The sequence below is a fragment of the Vibrio sp. ED002 genome, assembly GCF_023277445.1.
Classification (GTDB): domain Bacteria; phylum Pseudomonadota; class Gammaproteobacteria; order Enterobacterales; family Vibrionaceae; genus Vibrio; species Vibrio jasicida.
This window is the reverse complement of the sequence record NZ_CP080239.1, coordinates 588,394-607,953: the sequence shown is the minus strand read 5'-3', so window position 1 is coordinate 607,953 and position 19,560 is coordinate 588,394. Positions and strand designations below refer to the sequence as shown.

Here is a 19,560-nt window from a genome sequence, read left to right as displayed (position 1 = left end):
AAACCAGCAGTCACATTACCCATGTGTCTGCTAATCAATGAATGCGTTGGTCTCGTTGAAGTGACGACTTGATGAATCAAGTATCACCTTTATTTACCGGATAAGCTGATGCTTAACGAGATGACGATAAATAAACTTGCGCTAACTACTCCCCAAACGCCGCCATCATACCCCTGCCTGCAGCGATCTCCAACAAAAATTACTTATCGATAAAAACAAAGTATTTTGTGAAGAACAGTTATCAGCAGCACCTATCAACTGGATGATAAATACAAAAAAAGAGCACTGCTGTGCTCCTTTTTGATGACTTATCGGGTTTACAAACCAGTTAATGGTACAAAATAAACCAGTGTTGACCAAACCGCGACCCACGCAACGACGACCGCTGCATCAGCCCAATCTTTTTTCCACATACTCTCTTCCCTCTTAATCGCATGTGCAACAGAAAGAGAGCAAAAAGGATACCAATAAGCTTTACTGGTTCTTTTGGGAATAAACTTTGTGATTTTCGTTCAAACAGTTTGGTTCATCGGTCAGTAATTCAATGAAATAATCGGCCATAGAAAGGTTACTCACAAACCCTTCACCTTTCATGTTTAACAAGGCTTCATAACCTTCTTTACCTTTCATTGTGTAGGCCGAGGATGCCCCGCGATACCACTCTTCTTCTTGAATCAGTGACCAACGATCCCCATCAAAAATTTCTAACTTTTTAATGCGTTGTCCTTTGGCCGCACCCGCATCGTATTCAAAGCTCAAGTTATGCGTATATGGGTAGCTACCAGAACCAGTGCCTTCAACGCCATTGTTGAGTGCATTATTGATTGCGCCTTCCAATGCTAGACGAATCGCTTTACCTTGCACATCATAACAGCCGATTGGCACGGCAAATGGCAACAATCGTCCGGCAACATCTGCCACGGTGATCTTTCCCGGATTGAGAGAAGTGCGCACCCCACCTGCATTATGAATTGCAAATTGAACCTGATGACCACGTTTGTTCAAACTATAAAGAAAGGAGTGTGCAACGGATGGCGCAAGCTCGCTACCACCGAATTCATCGGGCACTCGAACATGACGCTTTTTCTGCACTACGTTTGCAATGACTTGTGCTTGCAACTTGCGCACTCGCGGAATGTATTTATCACTCAAAATTGCCTGTGTTTCAGGGTGCTTCTTACACACCACCACATTTGGCTGACCATGAATAAAGTCACACGCTTCCTCAAACACACCTTGATCGAGCTGCTCGTTTAACGTTGAGTCCCAAAAGATTCGACGTCCAAGCAACAACTCATTTTGGCCATTTAGCATGGTCGGTTTGCCGCTTTCATCAAACTCAAGCACACAATGTCCCATCGTCAGCGCATGATAACCAGCTTGCACAACGTAAGTGTCATTAACTTTAATGCCATAAGGGTCGTCTTGACCTAGACCAATAGCGGTAAAGTCACCCTGCAACCTATGACTGTGACCACCGACAATAATGCCAATACCTTCTACTTTGGATGCTAATTCAAGATCGCCTTCGTAACCTAAGTGGCTTAAAAGAATGATATTTTTGATACCCGCTTGGTTAATCTGTTCAACCGTATGCTTTGCGGTTTCAATTGCAGATATGAATGGTGTATCCGCATCTGGGTTTGCAATGTCGCTCATCTTATCAATAGACAAACCGAAAATGGCCACTCTCTCGCCATCAAATTCCTTGATCAAATATTGCGCACTTTGAGTTGCAGTATCGAAGCTCAGTACATTGTCACAATCACTCATACGGTGATCTTTGCTCGATAACTCATTCGACAAATCCCAATTGCCCGCAAGCAGTGGAAAGTGAGTACGTTGACAAAACAACGCGACTGGCTCATTCCCCATATCTAATTCATGATTGCCTAAAGCCATGGCATCGATGTTTAGAGCATTCAACAGATCAGCGTTTGCTTTGCCTTTAAATAGGGAAAAATACAACGTGCCTTGAAAACAGTCACCAGCATGAAGGAACAACATGCCCTGACCTTGGCGTTGAGCATCATCGCGAAGCTGTTCTACGCGCGTTGCAATACGCGAAAAACCACCAGCGCTCACGTAAGGCTCCAGTGTACGTTCGTTATCGATATTGAGTTTTAGTTGTAATGACGTTGGTTCAAAGTAGGAATGTGTGTCATTGATGTGCGCCAGTTTGATTCTGACTGGCTTATGATTTTTATTCATTGTCATCTTCTCTCTTTTCATTCCTTTTAATTATTAGAATTGAATCATGACAGAATCATGAATTTTATGAAACAGAGAAATTGTCATTTCATTTTAACGTGATCAAGATTCATCTTGCGTACAATTATGAAAGCGACTTTACGCCTAAACGGTCTGCATTCCTAGGGTGAATGCTCTTAATTTTGTGAACTGAGCTTAACTCGATTAGACCAATTTCATATATGCTTAGGAGAAGCAAAAGAACTCTCTATAATTCAAATAATTGCAAGGAGGAGTGAGATGAGACTAGAACGCATCGAAATCTCTGGGTTTAGAGGCATCAAACGCCTGTCACTCTCTTTTGACGAACTCACCACCTTGATTGGTGAAAATACTTGGGGCAAATCATCATTACTTGATGCACTTTCGCTTGCCCTTCCTGCTGACGGTTCTCTTTATCAGTTTGAGATGACTGATTTCCACGTTGACTACGCCATCGCCCATCCGCAATCGCAGCATTTACAAATTATCCTGTGTTTTAAGGCGCAAGATAAACAAGAAGTGAATGCTGGTCGTTACCGTCGTATAAAGCCGACATGGTGTATCAATGCAGACAATGAGCACGTCATTTATTACCGTATAAGTGCCACGCGAGACGGCCATAACACGACGACAAAGTACGCCTTTCTAGATTGCGACGGCGAACCAAAACAACTGCACCATTCAGAAAAGCTCGCGGTTGAACTCATGACGCTGCATCCAGTGATTCGTTTACGCGACTCACGTCGTTTCCCTGCTCCTCCCACCAATGGAGACAGCAAAAATGCACGTATTGAAAAACGGATTAACAACACTTGTCGTCGTTTAGTTGCCATGCCCGGCCACGTCAACAAAGGTGAGGTACGAAGTAGTCTAGGCTCCATGCAAACTTTGGTCGAACACTACTTTGCTTTCCGAAGTGTTAAAAAAGGCAACCCAAGAAAGCCACGCGACGGATTGTTCTATGCGAGCCCCTCCTCTGAAAAAGGCCTTGCGCAGTTTCTTAAAGAAACCAACAACAAACAAAGTCGATTGCTTTTAATGGGCTTACTAAACGCGTATTTGCAAGCAAAAGGTCCAACCGACTTGAGGCGCTGCGCTCGCCCTATTTTGATCATTGAAGATCCGGAAGGTCGTTTACACCCTACCCACTTATCGCGTGCTTGGAGTTTGTTGCAGCTATTACCAATGCAGAAGATTCTTACCACCAACAGTGCCCGTTTGCTCGGTTCTGTTCCATTGGCCTCTATCCGACGTTTAGTTCGTTTATCAGACAAGACCGTTGCAAAGTCACTCAATACTAACCGATTTAGTGTCGATCAATTGAGACGGATTGGCTTCCACATTCGCTTCCACCGTGCTGGTGCACTCTTTGCGCGCTGTTGGTTATTGGTTGAGGGAGAAACTGAAGTATGGCTATTTAACGAACTCGCCCGTCAATGCGGATATGATTTAGCGGCGGAGGGTGTTCAAATTGTTGAGTTTGCACAGTCTGGTTTGAAGTCACTCATCAAAGTGGCCAAAGAGTTTGGGATTGATTGGCACGTTGTTACCGATGGAGACCCTGCGGGGAAAAAATACGCACATACGGTTCGAACGCACTTAGATAATGATCAGGAACGCCATCGCTTAACCGAATTGCCAGATCGAGACATTGAACACTTCTTGTATAACAACGGGTTCGAATTGTTCTTTAAAGACATTGTTAAGATCCCTCATGACCACCCGATCCCTGCGAAAAAAGTGGTTAATCGTGTTTTGAAGAAACAAGCAAAGCCAGATTTAGCCCTTGCTATCGTTGCCCATTGCGAAGAACGAGGTGTCGAATGCATCCCTGTCTTGCTTCGTTGGACCCTAAAACGAGTAGTAACGATGGCGAACGGCAACACCTGATCGTGCCGGTGACTTATGTTGCTGATAAGCGAAACGGAAATACAAACATAAAAAAAGCACACCAATTTGGTGTGCTCGTATCAAGAATCAATAATTTTGATTAACTGTATTGAGCGGGATAAGTCTCAATACACAGCGGATACAAATAAGATCGGGGGTTCACTACTGTACTTGCTCAGCAAGCGAAGAAGTAGCGGCTGATTTCGCATGTAACCAAAGTCCCGTCGCTTTCATCAGGTAACCAAACACACCACCTAAGATCAGTGATGGAACGACAAGTTGCCAGTTACCATCAGCAGCGAAAGTCGCGCATGATCCAATGAAAGTACCAGGGATGTACGCTAACCAAGCTTGCTTGGCTTGAATACACATGAAAAACGCAACAACAGCAGTAATTACGTAGCCAAGAATCTCTAGCCCTGCGTAAGTAGAACCATAGATGATCACCATTGCCCAAAAAACACCACTCAAGTTGGTAATTAAGCTAATTCCTAAGCCTTTTAAGCCACTTGTCGGGGATGCAAAGTAACTTGTACAGCCAAGAAAGCCAGCCCAAGATAACAGGCCTAGGGAGATCGCGATCCAGCCCCACACGCCAGAGAGAATGCCAGTAGTAATAGAGATTGCTAAAAGTGTTGTCATGGTATTCTTACCCGCTTGCTAGTTCGTACCGAATTGGTTTGAGAACTGCCTTCATACATTGAAATCAGGCAGTCAATACTAGGCATATAGTCCTATCACTTCGGTGATTAAGATCACATTAAACTTCATATCGTTTCATTTTTTACACGTTAAATTTGACGCAACCGATAAATCAACAGATTTCGAAAATAACAAAATCATAATGAATTGATCAAAAATCACAAAAAAGGCCCTGCCTAATGCAGAGCCTTTTGAAAAATTCGGTCAATTTATATCAGATATCGTTTAAAGCACCGAAGGTTTACCTTTCATCATTCGTAGACCTTCACGCTTGATGCAATCAACCAATGGGTTTTCCGCCATATCCGCACGCCAGATAAACGACAACGTTCGATCCATTTTTAGTTCAGGTACGTTTAGTGCCACCAGTTCACCCGCTTCGATGTATCGCTCTACATCAAGGTAAGGTAAACAAGTAAGATATTGACCGTTCGCTACTAAGCTGCGTAGCACTGGGACGTGTTCATATTCACGCCAAACATCGAGATCTTCAATGAGATGGTGAATAGAGCTATCAAAAATCTTGCGAGTACCAGAACCATGCTCACGTAAAACCCATTTTGCATGTTCTAACTGAGCAAGACTAACCGAATCGTTACGAGCAAACGGATGGTGAGACGCTGCGACTACAGTAAGATGATCACGACACCAAATTTCTTGGTGCAAACGGTTATCGTCACAACGCCCTTCAATCACGCCCAAATCGTATTTGTAATCCAACACTCCATCAATAACGGCTTGCGTACTTTGTACTCCAAGTGAGATTCGCATCTCTGGAAAGTCGTTATCAATGATACTGATAAGGTCAGGAACCAAGTGTTCTGCCGGAGTTTGACTGGCACCTAATCGAATGTGCCCACTCAGCAAATGCTGCTCATAAAATCCCATTTCTATTTGCAGCGCGTCTTGTAATAAACGCTTAGCTTTTGGCCTTAACCACATCCCCCAATGCGTTAGGGCCATTTGCTTGCCTTGCCTTTCAAACAAAGGTCTGCCAAGCATTTTTTCTAATTGCGCAAGCGACATACTTGTCGCTGATTGTGTTAAAGCCAGTTTATCTGCGGCCTGGCTTACACTGCCGGTGTCTGCAACTGCGTCAAAAACCGCTAATTGCTTAAGTGAGTAGCGCAAAGTTGTCTCCCTAATTGGCGAGTATTCCTCATACCCTCGCGACCCCAAAATCCATGCGTAAATACGCAATGAGGTTCATTTTACCTACCCTACAGAACTTATCAAATAATTTGATGAGGATTCTAAATATTATCAATTTTACCTGTACGTCCTGAGTGCTTAATCTGGATATGCGGTTCGGGAACACCGCAACAAAACACAATTAACACCTTCATTTTCGAGCGCATTAAATACCTCGATTTCATTAACTAAGGAGTTTCTATGGAACCACAAACTAAGGAGTCAACATGGCGGTGAGCAGCTCTGAAAATCATCAATACTTTTCTCCAAAAGAAATGATGGCTGAAGCTGAGAAGTTTGCGCTAAGTAAGGCAAATAAAACCAGCGGCATGACACTGGGTTTGGCCATCATGGCAGGCGCATTTATCGGATTGGCTTTCCTGTTCTACATCACAGTAACAACAGGCAGTGCTGACGCTGGTTGGGGTCTTAGTCGTCTTGCTGGTGGTTTAGCGTTCAGTATGGGCTTAATTCTCATCGTGATTTGCGGCGGTGAGTTGTTTACCAGTTCTGTGCTTTCGAGCATCTCTTGGGCAAACAGACAAATTTCATTCGGCAAAATGCTTTCGATTTGGGGCAAAGTTTACGTTGGTAACTTTATTGGTGCCATGTTCTTGCTGGCTCTCGTTAGTGCGGCAGGCTTGTACACAATGGACGCGGGTCAGTGGGGCTTAAATGCACTGAACATCGCACAACATAAATTGCACCACACCTTAGTACAAGCATTCGCACTAGGCATTCTTTGTAACTTACTTGTTTGTTTAGCTATTTGGCTGACATTCAGCTCTGCAAATGCAATGACTAAAGCCGCAATGACCATCATGCCAGTTGCCATGTTCGTCAGCAGTGGTTTCGAGCACTGTGTTGCAAACATGTTCATGGTACCGCTGGGGATCGTTATCGCAAACTTCGCACCGGAGTCGTTCTGGACTGCAGTCGGTGTACCAGCTTCTCAATACGCAGATTTAAATGTCGGTCACTTTATTACTGCAAACTTAATTCCAGTGACACTTGGCAACATCGTCGGTGGTGCCGTCTTAGTTGGCTTGGCTAACTGGTGTATTTACCGTCGCCCAGAATTAAAAGCAGCAAAAGTTGCATCAATTACAAACACTACAACACTCACGTCAGTTAAGGAAAGCACTATGAAAAATGCATCTATCGTTAAAGAAATCATGAACCCAACGCCAGTTACGCTAAGCGTAGAAATGCCAGTAGCAACTGCACTTGATACCCTATTGGATAACAATCTAATCAGTGCACCTGTTGTTGATGTTCAAAACCGTCTAGTTGGCTTCCTTTCTGCTCATGATGTGATGGTTGAATTGTGGTGCCAAGACTACATTCCTGCTAACGAACAGAAAGTCGTAGATTTGATGAGTCGTAATGTCGTGGCAATTGATGCCAATGACCGTCTAGTTGATGTCGTTGAATTCCTTTGCATTGACAAAGAACAACTATACCCGACAACAAGTATGGGGATGGCTACACGCTTAACGTCTCTTTCTCTAGAAGAGCGAGCAAAAAGCATTAAAGTAAGCAAACCTCAGGTACTCCCTGTTCTAGAAAATGGGTTGATGGTTGGCGTTGTAACACGTAATGAAGTGCTTAAAGCTCTGCGCCCAGTTTACGGCGAACGCTTAAACCTTGTTGAAGATAACGTTCTAGAAACCGCATAAACAATATAAATACTGACAATATACGGTTGGCACCAATAAAAAAGCGCTCTAATTAAGAGCGCTTTCATCATTTGGAAACTCTGTTGTACTGCAAGAAGGTTACTTTTTGATACCTTCCACGTGCAGTTCCATATCCACGTAGCTAGAAGACCCCATTACTGGGATTTCGAAGTCAGCAAGTTCTAGACGAGTTTGACCAATAAAGCCCGCACGCTCACCACCCCATGGGTCGCTCCCTGCACCAACAAATTCAGCAGTAATCGTAATTGGTTTTGTAACACCATGTAGCGTTAGGTCACCTATTACATCTAACTTACCGTCGCCTTTGTCGACAACTTTGGTGCTCTTAAATGTGGCTTCGCCAAACTTACCGGCATCAATAAAATCACCGCTACGGATGTGTTTGTCGCGCTCTGCATGGTTTGAATCAAGGCTTGTCGTATCAACCACTACATTTACTTTCGAATCTGCGATGTTGTTTTCATCAAAAGAAAAGTCACCAGAAAATGTATTAAAACGACCTTTGATGAAACTGTAACCTAAGTGGCTAACTTTAAAGTTAACTGATGCGTGAGCACCTTTCGTATCGATAACGTAATCTGCAGCGTTAGCACCAAAAGGTAGTGCCATAGCGATTGCTAATCCTGTAGCGAAAAGTGACTTTTTCATTTTGAAGCTCCTAACATTTTTCTTAATGTGTTGTCTTTATCGATAAAGTGATGTTTGAGTGCAGCAGCTGCGTGTAAACCTGCCATTAGGATTACTGCCCAAGCTGCATAGAAGTGAATTTCACCTGCAATATCCGACTGACCGGGAAACAATTCCCCCGCCCCTGGCACCGTAAACCAATTAAATACTTCGATACCGCGACCATCAGATGTTGAGATGAGGTAACCTGAAATAAAGATGGTGATGAGCAATAGATACATCACACCATGTGCGGCTTTCGCTGCTACTACTTCATAAGGTTTCCCTTCCACTTTTGGTGACGCCGTCACATGCTTCCATACGATGCGTACCAAAGTGAGGGTTGCTAATAAAATGCCCACAGAGCGGTGATAATGTGGTGCAGTGCGATACCATTCGCTGTAGTAGCTAAGGTCGACCATCCACAAACCCACAGCAAATAAACCGATGATGCAAAGAGCAGATAGCCAATGCATAAGTCGTGCAGTTAGGTTGTAATTCTTTACCAGTGTATCCATCTCACGTCCTAGATATATTCCTAAGTTGATGTTGAGCAAGAAACACGACATTAACTTATTTACCTTGTATGCAACAGATTATTTACCATCCTTTACATCTAACCAATAACACCTTTTTAAACAAGTTGTTCGAAAAATTAGAAGGAACTTCAGATCATTTAAAAAACTGACACTTAGATATCAACTTCTTGCTCAATTTCATACAACTCATCGGTCATTTCTAGCATGCGTCTTTCAATCACTGACTTCGCATCCTCAATTCCTTTGTTGTAATAAATCGGAGCAAGCTTTTCTGTTACGAAGTCGATTAAAAACTCACTGTCGAATTGGCCGATTTCCACACTCAATTCATCCTGCATATAATCTTGAATTGCGCAAGCTAACGCTTCTTTTTGTGCTCTTTCTAGTTTGATCATGTTCTACCTATACTGTTCCATTCTCAAAATTGATGTTTAGATCAAGAAGTTGCCTCTCCAAATTAGTCTATCCTAAAAGGACTATGCTAACCTTTCGCCGTTCATTTTGTTAACCGTTAAGGGATATTCTTTGCTACTCGACTTAGTCATCCAAAGTGTCAATGATTTTCAGGACGATTGTCTCAAACTCTGTGAGAAGCATTATCCTGCGGTGCATAACCAAGGCATGAGTGAACATCACCTTGGACTCGCGTTTGCAAGACGTATGGAACACACCTTCCGCCATTTTGGCTATAGCAGTGTCATTAAACCAATCGAAGTGCTCGATGCACCAGATTTACCTCATCATTATCGTATTTCTTCTGAAATGGGTACGGTTTGGGTACTAAGCCACCATATGGTGAGCGCAGGAAATTCTTGCCGAGAAAACCTGCTCTCCTCTATTACCGAATGGCAAAGTGAATATGGGTATGCGCTACAACCCAATGATTTGTTGTTTTTGGTCAGTGACCATTGGATTAGCCGCAGTAAAACCAGTCGAGAACTTTTACACTGGTGGATGGGTGAACTTCCTGAGCCAATTAATGAATATACCGAGCAAGGAATCACGCTCTTTACGAGCGAATCGCAGTTGAGCAATTCTTTGGATGGTAGGTTTGGGATTAGCCCTTGCTACATTAAATTTGGCCACCCTTTGCGTCGTTCAAACAAACAACAATTGGTCAGAAAATACCTCCAACTTTATGCGGTATTACAGTGGTAGTATCAAATTGCAACGGGTAGATTATCAGCCTGTTCATCCATTTGTTTGATGCTGGTCGATATTTCTGTTTATCGAGTGCTAACTCTCTTGCCTTGGAGCAAGCCCCCGCTTAGATTCAAACTACTGAAGTAAAACTAGATGCACAACAATCAGTTAAGCATCAGTAAAGAGCATTGGTCTAGGTTACAACAATAATGATGAGTATTTCGCAGCTGCTTGGCTGCATATCGAAGCAACCCGATGGGCAGTACATAGCACAATACAATCAACTCACGTTGCGTAGTGTGTTTCAGCCTATCTATAAACAAGATCTTTCCATCATCGGTCTCGAAGCATTGGTTAGAATTAGTAACCAAGAAGGATTAATGATCAGACCTGATCAGTTCTTCCATTCAAACACTATCCCCGCCCAAGACCAAATCAATGTTGAACGTCTCAGCCGTCTCATTCACATCAGTAACTTTGGTCAATCAAAGTTTTGTAATAAGAAGCTGTTTTTGAATGTTCTGCCTAAAGCCGCGGAAATGTTGGCAAAAGATGTTTCATACAGCAATCTACTCAAACAAGCGATTATTGAAGCTGATTTAAGGCGGGAGCAGATCGTCATGGAATTGGTGGAATTAGACGCCAGTGATGAAGCTTTCTTATATAAAGCCACGAAGGAGTTGAGCAACAATGGTTATCTTCTGGCGATTGATGATTACGGAATTGACGCTTCTACCATTGAGCGAGTTCGATGCGTAAAACCGAATATTATTAAAATTGACCGGTCACTTTTACTCAGATATGAAAATGGGGACTTTTCTTGCTTGATGGAAGCACTCAATCTCGCAAAAGATATTCGTTCAAAAACCGTTATTGAAGGAATTGAAACCGAGCATCAACTTAACTTAATGAAAAAACTCGGTTTCGATATGTATCAAGGTTACTTATTGGCGATGCCTCAACCCCTTGAAGCCTACCAAGAAGCTAAGACGGCGTAATCAGAGTTACTGATAGACGCCATCACCTTTTCTATCGGCGGTTTTTACCACGATTTTTATGAATCGCTAATTTCGCTTTTAGTTTACGTTTTTCTGATGAACGGCTCTTACGTCGGCCACCACCATTATTGTTTTCAGGTTCCACTTCTTCAACTAGACTCGGCTCGAAACCTTCTAACCATTCTTGTGGTAAACGTTGATCGAGCAAATTCTCAATAGCGTGCAACAAATACTCTTCATCTCGGCTCATCAAAGACACAGCTAAACCAGATTTACCAGCTCGGCCAGTACGACCAATTCGGTGAACATAATCTTCAGCTTTGAAAGGCATATCAAAGTTCACTACTTGTTCTAGTTGCTGGATATCCAAGCCACGGGCGGCGACGTCAGTTGCAATCAAAGCGCGAACTTTGCCTGATTTAAACTCATCAAGTGCACGCTGACGAGCACCTTGCGACTTGTCACCATTAATCGACACAGCTTTGATACCATCCAACTTAAGCTCTTTCGCCAGTTCGTCACTACCTTGTTTGGTTTTAGTGAATACCAACACTTGTTGCCAGTTACGAGATCCAATCAAATACGCCAATAGTTCACGCTTGCGCTTCTTATCAACTGGGTACACCATTTGCTTTACCGTTTCGGCAGTCGTATTTGGTGGAGACACTTCGACTTCAACGGGTTCATCCATCAATTTATAAGCAATGGTTTTAATGCGTTTTTCAAATGTCGCAGAGAATAGCATGAACTGTTTGCTCTCAGGTAAGCGACGAAGAATACGTTGCAGATCTGGCCAGAAGCCCATGTCTAGCATACGGTCGGCTTCATCAAGGACAAGTATTCCCGTTTTTGAAATGTTTACATTGCCGTTAAACAAGTGATCAAGTAAGCGTCCAGGAGTCGCGATAAGAATATCAGCTCCTTCTTCAAGCTTATTCTTTTGTACGCCAATGCTTGTGCCACCATAGACACAAACGATGCGGAGCTCAGTGTTGGTAGCGTATTGCGTTAGATTATCGAAAACCTGTTGAGCAAGTTCACGCGTCGGCACCAAAATCAGAGCTTGAGGTGTTCCGTTCAGTTTCTTTTGCTGCACGGCTTGGATAATTGGCAAACCAAATGCGGCGGTTTTACCTGTGCCTGTTTGAGCTGCAGCAAGTAGATCTTTTCCGGCCAAGACATGCGGGATAGATTTTTCCTGCACAGGTGTTGGAGTAACGATATTTAAACCAGTTAACGTCTCCACCAAATGTTGTTCAATGCCAAGATCAGCGAAATTAACGGACATGATAAACCTCATAATTTTTGGAGCGCAGAGTTTACCAGAGCCTTGATAGTCCGACTACCTTTAGACTCTGCCAATCTATGAATTGATCAGTTGTTGGTAGAATTCTCGCGATTCACTCAGAACATCTTGATAAAGCGCAGGAAACTTTGCTTCTAACGTTGAATACTCTTTATCCAATACTTCAAACGTTGTGGTGAGATCCGCCATACGAGGCGTACGTTGAGACATTCGATATAACGCAAACTCTATGTTTTCCAATTGGCGATAAGATTGTAACCACCCACCACTCCACATTCGGTTATGTATCAGTAAAAACCTTGATGGCAATGAATCTGTGATTTGGTTATCGACTTGTTTGAAAGCTTTGTGGACAAACGAATCTAACGATTCAGAAGAAAAACTGTCCCAATGTTTGGCCAAACAATGATCCCAAAACATATCAAGCGCAATAGGCGCAAAACGACGGGCGACACCAGTAAAGTGCGGCTTACATTCTTCTACTATGGGGTGATGATCTGTGATGCGGTCAACAAAGCGATGGAGTTTAATGCCATTGGAAATGTCAGTTTGATACTGCTTGCTTGGATCTCCCTTTACGAAATCTCCAAGCAAGTTTCCCATTAAATGGCTATTACAATGTTGTGCAATATGCAGGTGGGCTAGAAAGTTCATTAGACGCTGTGAGTGGCCTTTTGGCTCGTCTTACATGAACTTATTATAACGTCTGTTGTGACGCGGTGAGAGTACTAATTGTACTTATTCGGCTTCGTCTTCTGAGCCTACGTATTCCGACAAGTTAATACCGATTTCAAGTGCATCTAGCAACTCTAGGCATTCGTCGTTTTGGTATTGGTCGCTCATTGTGACCTCCTTTGTTTTACATCTCCTGAAGCAACCCGCTTCAATCTTCACTGTCATTTCTTTTCTTCATCGATGACAGCAACTCCTTTTTATACACTTTATATGACACATTCATGACAGCGAGAAGTAAAGATTTAGAAAGCTATGACAGGAATCATAAGTAAACGTTTGCATCGATTGTTCTCTTCTATAACCCCCTCCGCCCAACTGACTCCATAAACACAAAGGCTCATTGTCATGGTTAATCAATATTTCTGTCATTAAAAGATACGACAAACCGTTTATTGTGAATTTAGATCTCATATTTTGAAATACATCAACTGACTGTTACATATTTTGCTGATTCCTATCGCATATTTTGTTTCGATAGTCGCATAACTTGTACACCATCCTTTTCATCTCAAATGGAGTAACAAATGAGAGAAGTAGAGTTTAGAACGATAGATAAGCTATTCATTAAAATGTCTATCAACGACAAAATGTGGGCCATTTTCCTCCTGTTTCTGGGAGCTCTAACTTCAGTGGCAGGAAGCCGATATTTCAATGACATACAGGCATTTGAGCAACGCTCGATTGCTTCTGCACAAGCGACAATTTCTGGTGTGGTGCAAGCCCAACCCGAAAATTTGCGTAATATAGGCGGGTTGGTAAACGTCAGCGCTCAAAACAACCCAAAATTCAATAATGGTACGGTAACGGTATACTCTCAACTCGAATCCGGACAAGCGATTCAGTTAACGCAAAACTTATCTAACCAATATAAACAAGCTAAAACAGACGCTTTAACAACTTTCCTTCTTAGCATGTTATGGATTGTCCCATTTGGTTTGTTTTCGTATTGGGTCGCAACCTTTATCGGCGGCGCACTGTGGGTACTGTATACGACGACTGAGAAAATCGGCGATGGCGATCTAACTTCACGTCTTGGTTTTCATCCTGGCCGAGACGAGTTTGGCACAATCGGCTGCGCACTCGATAAATCGATGGATACGTTGACTGACCTAGTCAACAACGTAAAAAACAACGCACACACATTGAGCGAGACTTCAACGGCCTTCGAAAAAGACATGCGTCGGAGTGAGACACAGATTACGCACCAATATCAAACGCTTGATTCTGTTGCGACGGCAATGGAAGAAATGACAGCATCCGCAAAAGAAGTATCGAATATCTCTCAACAAGCGATGATGCAGTCCGATCAAGATACACAACAAATTGAGACGAGTCGTATCCGTGTTCAGAGTGTCATATCTGAAATTGAGACATTATCAAACTATATTGAGCAGGCGTCTGCTTCAGTTGGAAGCCTCAATGAAAACACCACTCAAATTAACGAAGTGATTACCACAATCAATGCCATTTCTGAACAAACCAACCTACTCGCTTTAAACGCAGCAATTGAAGCTGCCCGTGCTGGTGAACAAGGCCGTGGTTTTGCAGTGGTAGCCGATGAAGTACGTACGCTTGCAAGTCGAACACAACAAGCCACCGTTGAGATTCAATCGATGATTGAAAAACTACAAACGGAAAGCCAAAACATTGCCTCGATCACCAACCGTACCGTTCAACAAGCACAAACAAGCAGTCATTTGATTGATGAGATAGGTGGCGATGTAGCTTCAATTGCGAGTTCGGCCCGCTCATTAATGGACATGAGTATTCAAATATCGACTTCAGCGGAAGAGCAAAGTGCTGTCGCAAATGACATTGCCTCCGAGCTGGCCGATATCCGCTCCCAATCAAACACCATCAGAGAAGTCGCCGAGCAATCAACATCGGGAGTCACCAATCTGACCAAAGCATCAAACTCTTTAGGTGAAATACTAAAGCGTTATCGTACCGCTTAGAGCAAACCGCTTCCTACGACAAGGGCTTCCAATTGGAAGCCCTTTTTCTTGTTTATTACGTTATCTATTCATTATTACCACTAAGTTTCGTCATTTCTTTTTCGTATCAAAAGTGGGAGAACTTAATTAAATTGAGTTTAAAGAAAGCACCGATATAATTTAGTTTGAAGTGAATCGAAATAATCTTCTGTATTTGATGAAAGAATGTTCAAAGGATAGGCGTTCAGCTATTCTAGATCTTGCCAATCAATTTTGCTGCTGGTGAATAATATGAATAATTACAACAAAGCTCACAACGCTGAAGATCTTCAGTGTCCGCTCTGCCAATGCGATGAATATATGATTTCATCAGATGGTGAGAAATTCACATGTGCTTCTTGCGGGTTTCACACTAAAAACTTCTCTTCCATCCAATGCTTACATCAAACACCACTATTACAAACTAAATTCAAGCATATCCACAGTTTGAGTAACGTATGTCACTAAACGGAGCAGCCTAAGAGCTGCTCTTTTAGTTCATCAAGGTGCTGAATACGAATGACTCGCTCATCGTCGACGAGATTTACAGCAGCACCGTTATACAGCTGAACGGTCTTGATACCCGCATTCAATCCGGCTTCAACGCCTTTTGGTGTGTCGTCGATGTACAGGCAATCACTTGGTAAAAATCCCATGCTCATTGCGCTGTACATGATCAAATCAGGTTCTGGCTTCCAACTGTTTGCATCAAAAGCGGAAAAGACTTTCCCCTTAAATGCCCCCAACAACCCTGTGAGCTCTAAGGCGTACTCAATCTTATCTTTCGGGCCATTTGAAGCAACGCAATACTCAATATTGTGCTCATCGAGAAACTGAATCAGTTTTTTAGCGCCATCCATTGGTTGTAGGTGACGAACAAACAGTTTTTGCAACTCAGTACGATATTGTGGCTCTAGCACATCAATCGATACGTTAATATTCATCAGAACCTTAGCATCGCGTAGAATATCGGCCAGTTTACCGCCCTTAAAATGTTCAACACACTCATCAAAAGTCATCTCTGCCCCATACTGGCTAAAAACATTAACCAAGGCTTGGCAACACAGACGCTCACTATCCACGAGCGTGCCATCGCAATCAAAAATGACACACTTAATATTGTTAATAGCCATGACTTCCCCCGACGCTAAATAATAAAAAACACTAATAACCAATTTATTTGATCTTATTGACTTATTTATTGGTACTAAATATGTTTCTTCATGATAGATAAGTTTAAAAATGTTTAAACGACTGAGTTGGCATTTCGTGGAAATGAGAAAGAGGAATTAACGATTTTCTAAGCAAGATCACCGAATGAAGATCCAAATTGAAGAAATATGAAACTTCACTCGGTAGGTATGGCTTGCTTACACCTCGTTATCTGGGAATAAGTAACGAACCTCTATAAAGTCGTCAAGATTATCGAGAACTAACTGACACAACGCGGGGTCAAAATGCTTACCTTGCTCACGTTTAAATAACTCTACCACCTCATCGATTGTCCAAGCGCGCTTGTAACAACGTTCACTCAGCAATGCATCAAACACATCTGCGATAGCAACGATACGTGCAAATAGATGGATGTCCTCACCTTTCAATCCATTTGGGTAGCCAGTACCATCCCACCGTTCATGGTGCTCATAGGCGATGATAGCGGCAAGTTTAGTCAGTTCACCTTCGCGGTTATTTAGCAGCTCATAACCTTTCACAGTATGTCGCTTCATCACCTCCCATTCTTGGGGGGATAATTTGCCCTGTTTATCTAAAATAGATTCAGGCACCGCAATCTTACCCACATCGTGCATTGGGCTTATAATTTCAATCATCTCGACTTCACGATGACTCAAACCGCAGAACTCAGCCAATGTCGCGGATAACCTCGCGACACGTTTAACATGCTGCCCGGTCTCACCCGAGCGGGATTCAATCGCTTCACCAAGCACGTGAATCATTTCTTTTTGAACGCTTAAGGTACGTTTTTGCAACGTCACTATCTTACGATTTTTGCGATCAATTTCTTTACGTTGGCGTATCGTCATAAACTGACTGACAATCACCATAAACAACAAAATAATGAGGGCGCAGGCGAACAGCAATAGCTTTACGTTGACTTGAATTGCTGGTGGTGGCGCGTTAATGATGTGGGCCGTTCTCGGTATATCGAAGCGGCTGATGCCGTATTTTTGAATAGCAACGAAATCGAGCACTGCTTCAGAGATAAGCTCATCATCCACCTTTGTTATCGACAAACCAAGTTTACCTGACATCAATTCTGCGGCTTCATATCCATATTGCTTAGAGCGATTGACAAAGCCACCTAATATTCCGGGTTCTTCCAAGTACATTTCCCACAACACAAATACTGGCGCTCCACTTTTTGAGCCAATAACATGCGCGACTTCTTGATATGAGTGGTAATGTCCGTGCTCAGCTTCGGTATTATAGTGCGTCAATAAAACTGCATCATTTGGGCTTACCTTTGCCAACATGCTTGAAGCTTCAGCGAGTGTTTCATCACGCAGCTCAATCAGATTTATCTGTGGGTACTTCTGCATTTCTTCAACAACACGTTGGTGAATTAATTCAGAGGTCATGCTTCGATCAGCTAAGTAATACAAGTTTTTGATTTGTGGGCGTACTTGATTGATTAACTTAATGTTCTCGACAACACGGTCTTGCTCATAGAGCACACTTCCGGCAGAACTCAAGGTATCTAAGTTTGCCGAAGTATCGTTGATACCGACCGCCACTAAAGGCGTTGAACGTTCAGCGTTAGGTAAATATTTCTTGGCGAATTGCAAGGCAGCGTCATCAGAGATGATGACACCATCAAATTCGTAGTCTTGATATTTCAGCTGTAGGTAGTTGGCCATCCTTTGAAAATAGCCATCGGAGTGAATACGTTTAGCATCAAGATATTCAATAGACAGTTTAACTTCGCTGTTGGTCTGTTCGAAACCTTCTTCGATGCCATTTTGAATATCACTCGTCCATTGATAGGACGGTTCATAAGAATGTAAAACCAGTACTCGTTTGATTTCCCAATCAGTTTCGTCAGCATTGACTGCAGCCGTCCCTAGGCACAATAAAAGAGCCAATAAACGCGTCAAACGCTTAACCATGTGATACCCAGCCGAGAAGAAATGATGTTGCACATACTAAATGTCGAACTCTTAACTGAGCACGACATTGATCAATTTTCTACTATTATTGTTTCATACAACTTTTGATCGTCGTTCAATTTTTTTGCTAAATCCGCGATAAAGTCTGATTTATCTAACTTTTGAGAAACAGCGATATCAGAGATGAGGGTATTTTCCTCATGTTGGCTAACAATCGCCGCTCCCACAGCTTCACCCTCTTTGAAGCCAACATACAGTTCAAAATCCGGGGTCAGAATGATTTGAGTCAGGTACTCAATGATCATTTCTTGGTCGTGCTTATCCGCCCAACGTTGTGACTGAAGAATAGAAAACATCACAGTAAGTCGATGAAAATCAACAAGGAAAATATCGTCTTTGCCTAACGCGTTATCACTATCGAGTAACTCTGATTTACCCATAACTTGGTATTCTTGCGTCTCAAGAGCACGAAAGTAAGTCGCTCGTCCTTCTAAGCTTTCCTTAGTTGGAAACTCGACCTCGACCAAGTCATGTAGCCATGCATTTTTACGTTGAATACTTTCTAACTGTTGTTCGTTCATTTTATTACCTTCAGAGCTACACGCTATACATTGGCAGCGAGTAAAGACGGGACTTTGATTAGAAATATAGGCGTCACCCGTTATGGAACGGTACATTAGCATGAAGCCTCTTACAAACCTAGCTAAACTCCTGAGGTAACGCCAAATTTTGTTTTAACTGCGTACGTCTGATAAATTGATTCGATAAATTTGCCTATTTAAGGGATGAAAAAATGAAAAAGAGCTTGCTTGCTTTGGGTTTGGTGACGGTATTAGCTGGATGTAGCGATAACGAAGTTGGGGATGTTTCACTGGGCATGTTCACAATGAAAGATATCAAGATCGGTCATCTTCAAGATGAGGTCGTTACCGGTGTGACTTGTCATATTGCCTCTATTGAAGCAAACCTAAGCTTGTCTGATCCAAGTGACAGCTCCATCTCATGTCGTCAAACAGGCGATATCACACCAGAGATGATTGCAAAAATTGACAAGAGCAAATCGGGTGAGGTGGTCTTTAAAAAGTCAAAGAGTATCTTCTTCAAAACCATGAAAGTACGTCGTATCTACGATCCAGAAAACCAAACATTGCTTTACTTGTCTTACACGACCAAAGAAACAGAAGGCAGCTTCAAACACAGCCTGTCTACTGTCCCTCTTTATGGAACAAAAGCGTATGTAGAACCGACGGTAAATCCGACAAATTAAGTCTAAATTGTTTGTAAAAACAGCAGCCCGTTGAATTTTTCAGCGGGCAAATTTCTTTGCAATAAAACGGAACGATTTTCAAAATTTTGTGAT

The 19,560-nt window shown here is 42.6% G+C and carries 18 protein-coding genes; 7 read left to right on the top strand and 11 right to left on the bottom strand.

Annotated elements, in window-relative coordinates; genetic code table 11:
• Nucleotides 1-474: 474 nt before the first annotated feature.
• Entirely contained in the window at nt 475-2,217 is a 1,743-nt protein-coding gene (locus ITG12_RS19505) for a bifunctional UDP-sugar hydrolase/5'-nucleotidase (protein ID WP_248874778.1), read from the bottom strand.
• A gap of 273 nt (nt 2,218-2,490) precedes the next feature.
• Here ITG12_RS19505 and ITG12_RS19500 point away from each other — a divergent pair, with 273 nt between their 5' ends.
• Nucleotides 2,491-4,122, top strand: coding sequence for an ATP-dependent endonuclease (locus ITG12_RS19500; protein ID WP_248874776.1), 1,632 nt, complete (start codon nt 2,491-2,493; stop codon nt 4,120-4,122).
• A gap of 162 nt (nt 4,123-4,284) precedes the next feature.
• Here the strand turns inward: ITG12_RS19500 and ITG12_RS19495 are convergent, their stop codons facing one another.
• Complete coding sequence (locus ITG12_RS19495; RefSeq protein ID WP_038877926.1) at nt 4,285-4,764, bottom strand: DUF1097 domain-containing protein; 480 nt, start codon at nt 4,762-4,764, stop codon at nt 4,285-4,287.
• A 285-nt stretch (nt 4,765-5,049) separates the two neighbouring features.
• The gene (locus ITG12_RS19490; RefSeq protein ID WP_038870783.1) at nt 5,050-5,955 is read right to left on the bottom strand and encodes a LysR substrate-binding domain-containing protein; all 906 of its coding nucleotides are present in this window, start codon (nt 5,953-5,955) and stop codon (nt 5,050-5,052) included.
• 287 nt (nt 5,956-6,242) lie between these two features.
• Between ITG12_RS19490 and focA the strand changes: the two genes are divergently transcribed.
• Entirely contained in the window at nt 6,243-7,694 is a 1,452-nt protein-coding gene (focA, locus tag ITG12_RS19485; RefSeq protein WP_038870786.1) for a formate transporter FocA, read from the top strand.
• Between the two features lie 99 nt (nt 7,695-7,793).
• On the opposite strand, the gene ITG12_RS19480 is transcribed toward focA, so the two are convergent.
• From ITG12_RS19480 to ITG12_RS19470, 3 genes are all read right to left on the bottom strand, one after another.
• Nucleotides 7,794-8,363, bottom strand: a complete 570-nt coding sequence (locus tag ITG12_RS19480) for a YceI family protein (RefSeq protein ID WP_038877928.1) — start codon at nt 8,361-8,363, stop codon at nt 7,794-7,796.
• Entirely contained in the window at nt 8,360-8,899 is a 540-nt protein-coding gene (locus ITG12_RS19475; RefSeq protein ID WP_038877930.1) for a cytochrome b, read from the bottom strand. Before ITG12_RS19475 ends, ITG12_RS19480 begins: the two co-directional genes overlap by 4 nt.
• Before the next feature lie 173 nt (nt 8,900-9,072).
• Nucleotides 9,073-9,315, bottom strand: coding sequence for a DUF2164 domain-containing protein (locus tag ITG12_RS19470; RefSeq protein ID WP_038877932.1), 243 nt, complete (start codon nt 9,313-9,315; stop codon nt 9,073-9,075).
• 130 nt (nt 9,316-9,445) lie between these two features.
• Between ITG12_RS19470 and ITG12_RS19465 the strand changes: the two genes are divergently transcribed.
• Nucleotides 9,446-10,078, top strand: a complete 633-nt coding sequence (locus ITG12_RS19465) for a hypothetical protein (RefSeq protein WP_038870794.1) — start codon at nt 9,446-9,448, stop codon at nt 10,076-10,078.
• Nucleotides 10,079-10,272: 194 nt separating this feature from the next.
• Nucleotides 10,273-11,061, top strand: a complete 789-nt coding sequence (locus ITG12_RS19460; protein WP_038870795.1) for an EAL domain-containing protein — start codon at nt 10,273-10,275, stop codon at nt 11,059-11,061.
• Nucleotides 11,062-11,092: 31 nt separating this feature from the next.
• On the opposite strand, the gene ITG12_RS19455 is transcribed toward ITG12_RS19460, so the two are convergent.
• Nucleotides 11,093-12,349 (bottom strand): DEAD/DEAH box helicase, encoded by a 1,257-nt coding sequence (locus tag ITG12_RS19455; protein WP_038870796.1) that lies wholly within the window; start codon nt 12,347-12,349, stop codon nt 11,093-11,095.
• Between the two features lie 75 nt (nt 12,350-12,424).
• Nucleotides 12,425-13,021, bottom strand: a complete 597-nt coding sequence (locus ITG12_RS19450; RefSeq protein WP_038877936.1) for an ACP phosphodiesterase — start codon at nt 13,019-13,021, stop codon at nt 12,425-12,427.
• 605 nt (nt 13,022-13,626) lie between these two features.
• Between ITG12_RS19450 and ITG12_RS19445 the strand changes: the two genes are divergently transcribed.
• On the top strand, nt 13,627-15,057 hold the full coding sequence (locus tag ITG12_RS19445) for a methyl-accepting chemotaxis protein (protein WP_038870800.1): 1,431 nt from the start codon (nt 13,627-13,629) through the stop codon (nt 15,055-15,057).
• 270 nt (nt 15,058-15,327) lie between these two features.
• Nucleotides 15,328-15,543 (top strand): hypothetical protein, encoded by a 216-nt coding sequence (locus tag ITG12_RS27810; RefSeq protein WP_095760689.1) that lies wholly within the window; start codon nt 15,328-15,330, stop codon nt 15,541-15,543.
• On the opposite strand, the gene ITG12_RS19440 is transcribed toward ITG12_RS27810, so the two are convergent.
• The 3 genes from ITG12_RS19440 to ITG12_RS19430 form a co-directional block, all read right to left on the bottom strand.
• Nucleotides 15,540-16,208, bottom strand: coding sequence for an HAD-IA family hydrolase (locus ITG12_RS19440; protein ID WP_038877938.1), 669 nt, complete (start codon nt 16,206-16,208; stop codon nt 15,540-15,542). The genes ITG12_RS27810 and ITG12_RS19440 overlap by 4 nt on opposite strands.
• Before the next feature lie 237 nt (nt 16,209-16,445).
• Nucleotides 16,446-18,200 (bottom strand): HD domain-containing phosphohydrolase, encoded by a 1,755-nt coding sequence (locus ITG12_RS19435; RefSeq protein WP_039976774.1) that lies wholly within the window; start codon nt 18,198-18,200, stop codon nt 16,446-16,448.
• 71 nt (nt 18,201-18,271) lie between these two features.
• Nucleotides 18,272-18,781 carry a hypothetical protein gene (locus tag ITG12_RS19430; RefSeq protein ID WP_038870806.1) on the bottom strand — a complete coding sequence of 170 codons (510 nt, stop codon included), beginning with the start codon at nt 18,779-18,781 and terminating at the stop codon, nt 18,272-18,274.
• A 212-nt stretch (nt 18,782-18,993) separates the two neighbouring features.
• Between ITG12_RS19430 and ITG12_RS19425 the strand changes: the two genes are divergently transcribed.
• Entirely contained in the window at nt 18,994-19,467 is a 474-nt protein-coding gene (locus tag ITG12_RS19425; protein WP_038870808.1) for a CreA family protein, read from the top strand.
• Nucleotides 19,468-19,560 lie beyond the last annotated feature (93 nt).

What these genes read in the sequence shown, in the direction of transcription:
- ITG12_RS19505 (WP_248874778.1), bottom strand. Translation starts at nt 2,217, where the DNA reads ATGACAATGAATAAAAATCATAAGCCAGTCAGAATCAAACTGGCGCAC.
- ITG12_RS19440 (WP_038877938.1), bottom strand. Translation starts at nt 16,208, where the DNA reads ATGGCTATTAACAATATTAAGTGTGTCATTTTTGATTGCGATGGCACG.
- ITG12_RS19430 (WP_038870806.1), bottom strand. Translation starts at nt 18,781, where the DNA reads ATGAACGAACAACAGTTAGAAAGTATTCAACGTAAAAATGCATGGCTA.
- ITG12_RS19435 (WP_039976774.1), bottom strand. Translation starts at nt 18,200, where the DNA reads ATGGTTAAGCGTTTGACGCGTTTATTGGCTCTTTTATTGTGCCTAGGG.
- ITG12_RS19495 (WP_038877926.1), bottom strand. Translation starts at nt 4,764, where the DNA reads ATGACAACACTTTTAGCAATCTCTATTACTACTGGCATTCTCTCTGGC.
- ITG12_RS19450 (WP_038877936.1), bottom strand. Translation starts at nt 13,021, where the DNA reads ATGAACTTTCTAGCCCACCTGCATATTGCACAACATTGTAATAGCCAT.
- ITG12_RS19480 (WP_038877928.1), bottom strand. Translation starts at nt 8,363, where the DNA reads ATGAAAAAGTCACTTTTCGCTACAGGATTAGCAATCGCTATGGCACTA.
- ITG12_RS19425 (WP_038870808.1), top strand. Translation starts at nt 18,994, where the DNA reads ATGAAAAAGAGCTTGCTTGCTTTGGGTTTGGTGACGGTATTAGCTGGA.
- ITG12_RS27810 (WP_095760689.1), top strand. Translation starts at nt 15,328, where the DNA reads ATGAATAATTACAACAAAGCTCACAACGCTGAAGATCTTCAGTGTCCG.
- ITG12_RS19455 (WP_038870796.1), bottom strand. Translation starts at nt 12,349, where the DNA reads ATGTCCGTTAATTTCGCTGATCTTGGCATTGAACAACATTTGGTGGAG.
- ITG12_RS19445 (WP_038870800.1), top strand. Translation starts at nt 13,627, where the DNA reads ATGAGAGAAGTAGAGTTTAGAACGATAGATAAGCTATTCATTAAAATG.
- ITG12_RS19475 (WP_038877930.1), bottom strand. Translation starts at nt 8,899, where the DNA reads ATGGATACACTGGTAAAGAATTACAACCTAACTGCACGACTTATGCAT.
- ITG12_RS19470 (WP_038877932.1), bottom strand. Translation starts at nt 9,315, where the DNA reads ATGATCAAACTAGAAAGAGCACAAAAAGAAGCGTTAGCTTGCGCAATT.
- ITG12_RS19460 (WP_038870795.1), top strand. Translation starts at nt 10,273, where the DNA reads ATGATGAGTATTTCGCAGCTGCTTGGCTGCATATCGAAGCAACCCGAT.
- focA (WP_038870786.1), top strand. Translation starts at nt 6,243, where the DNA reads ATGGCGGTGAGCAGCTCTGAAAATCATCAATACTTTTCTCCAAAAGAA.
- ITG12_RS19500 (WP_248874776.1), top strand. Translation starts at nt 2,491, where the DNA reads ATGAGACTAGAACGCATCGAAATCTCTGGGTTTAGAGGCATCAAACGC.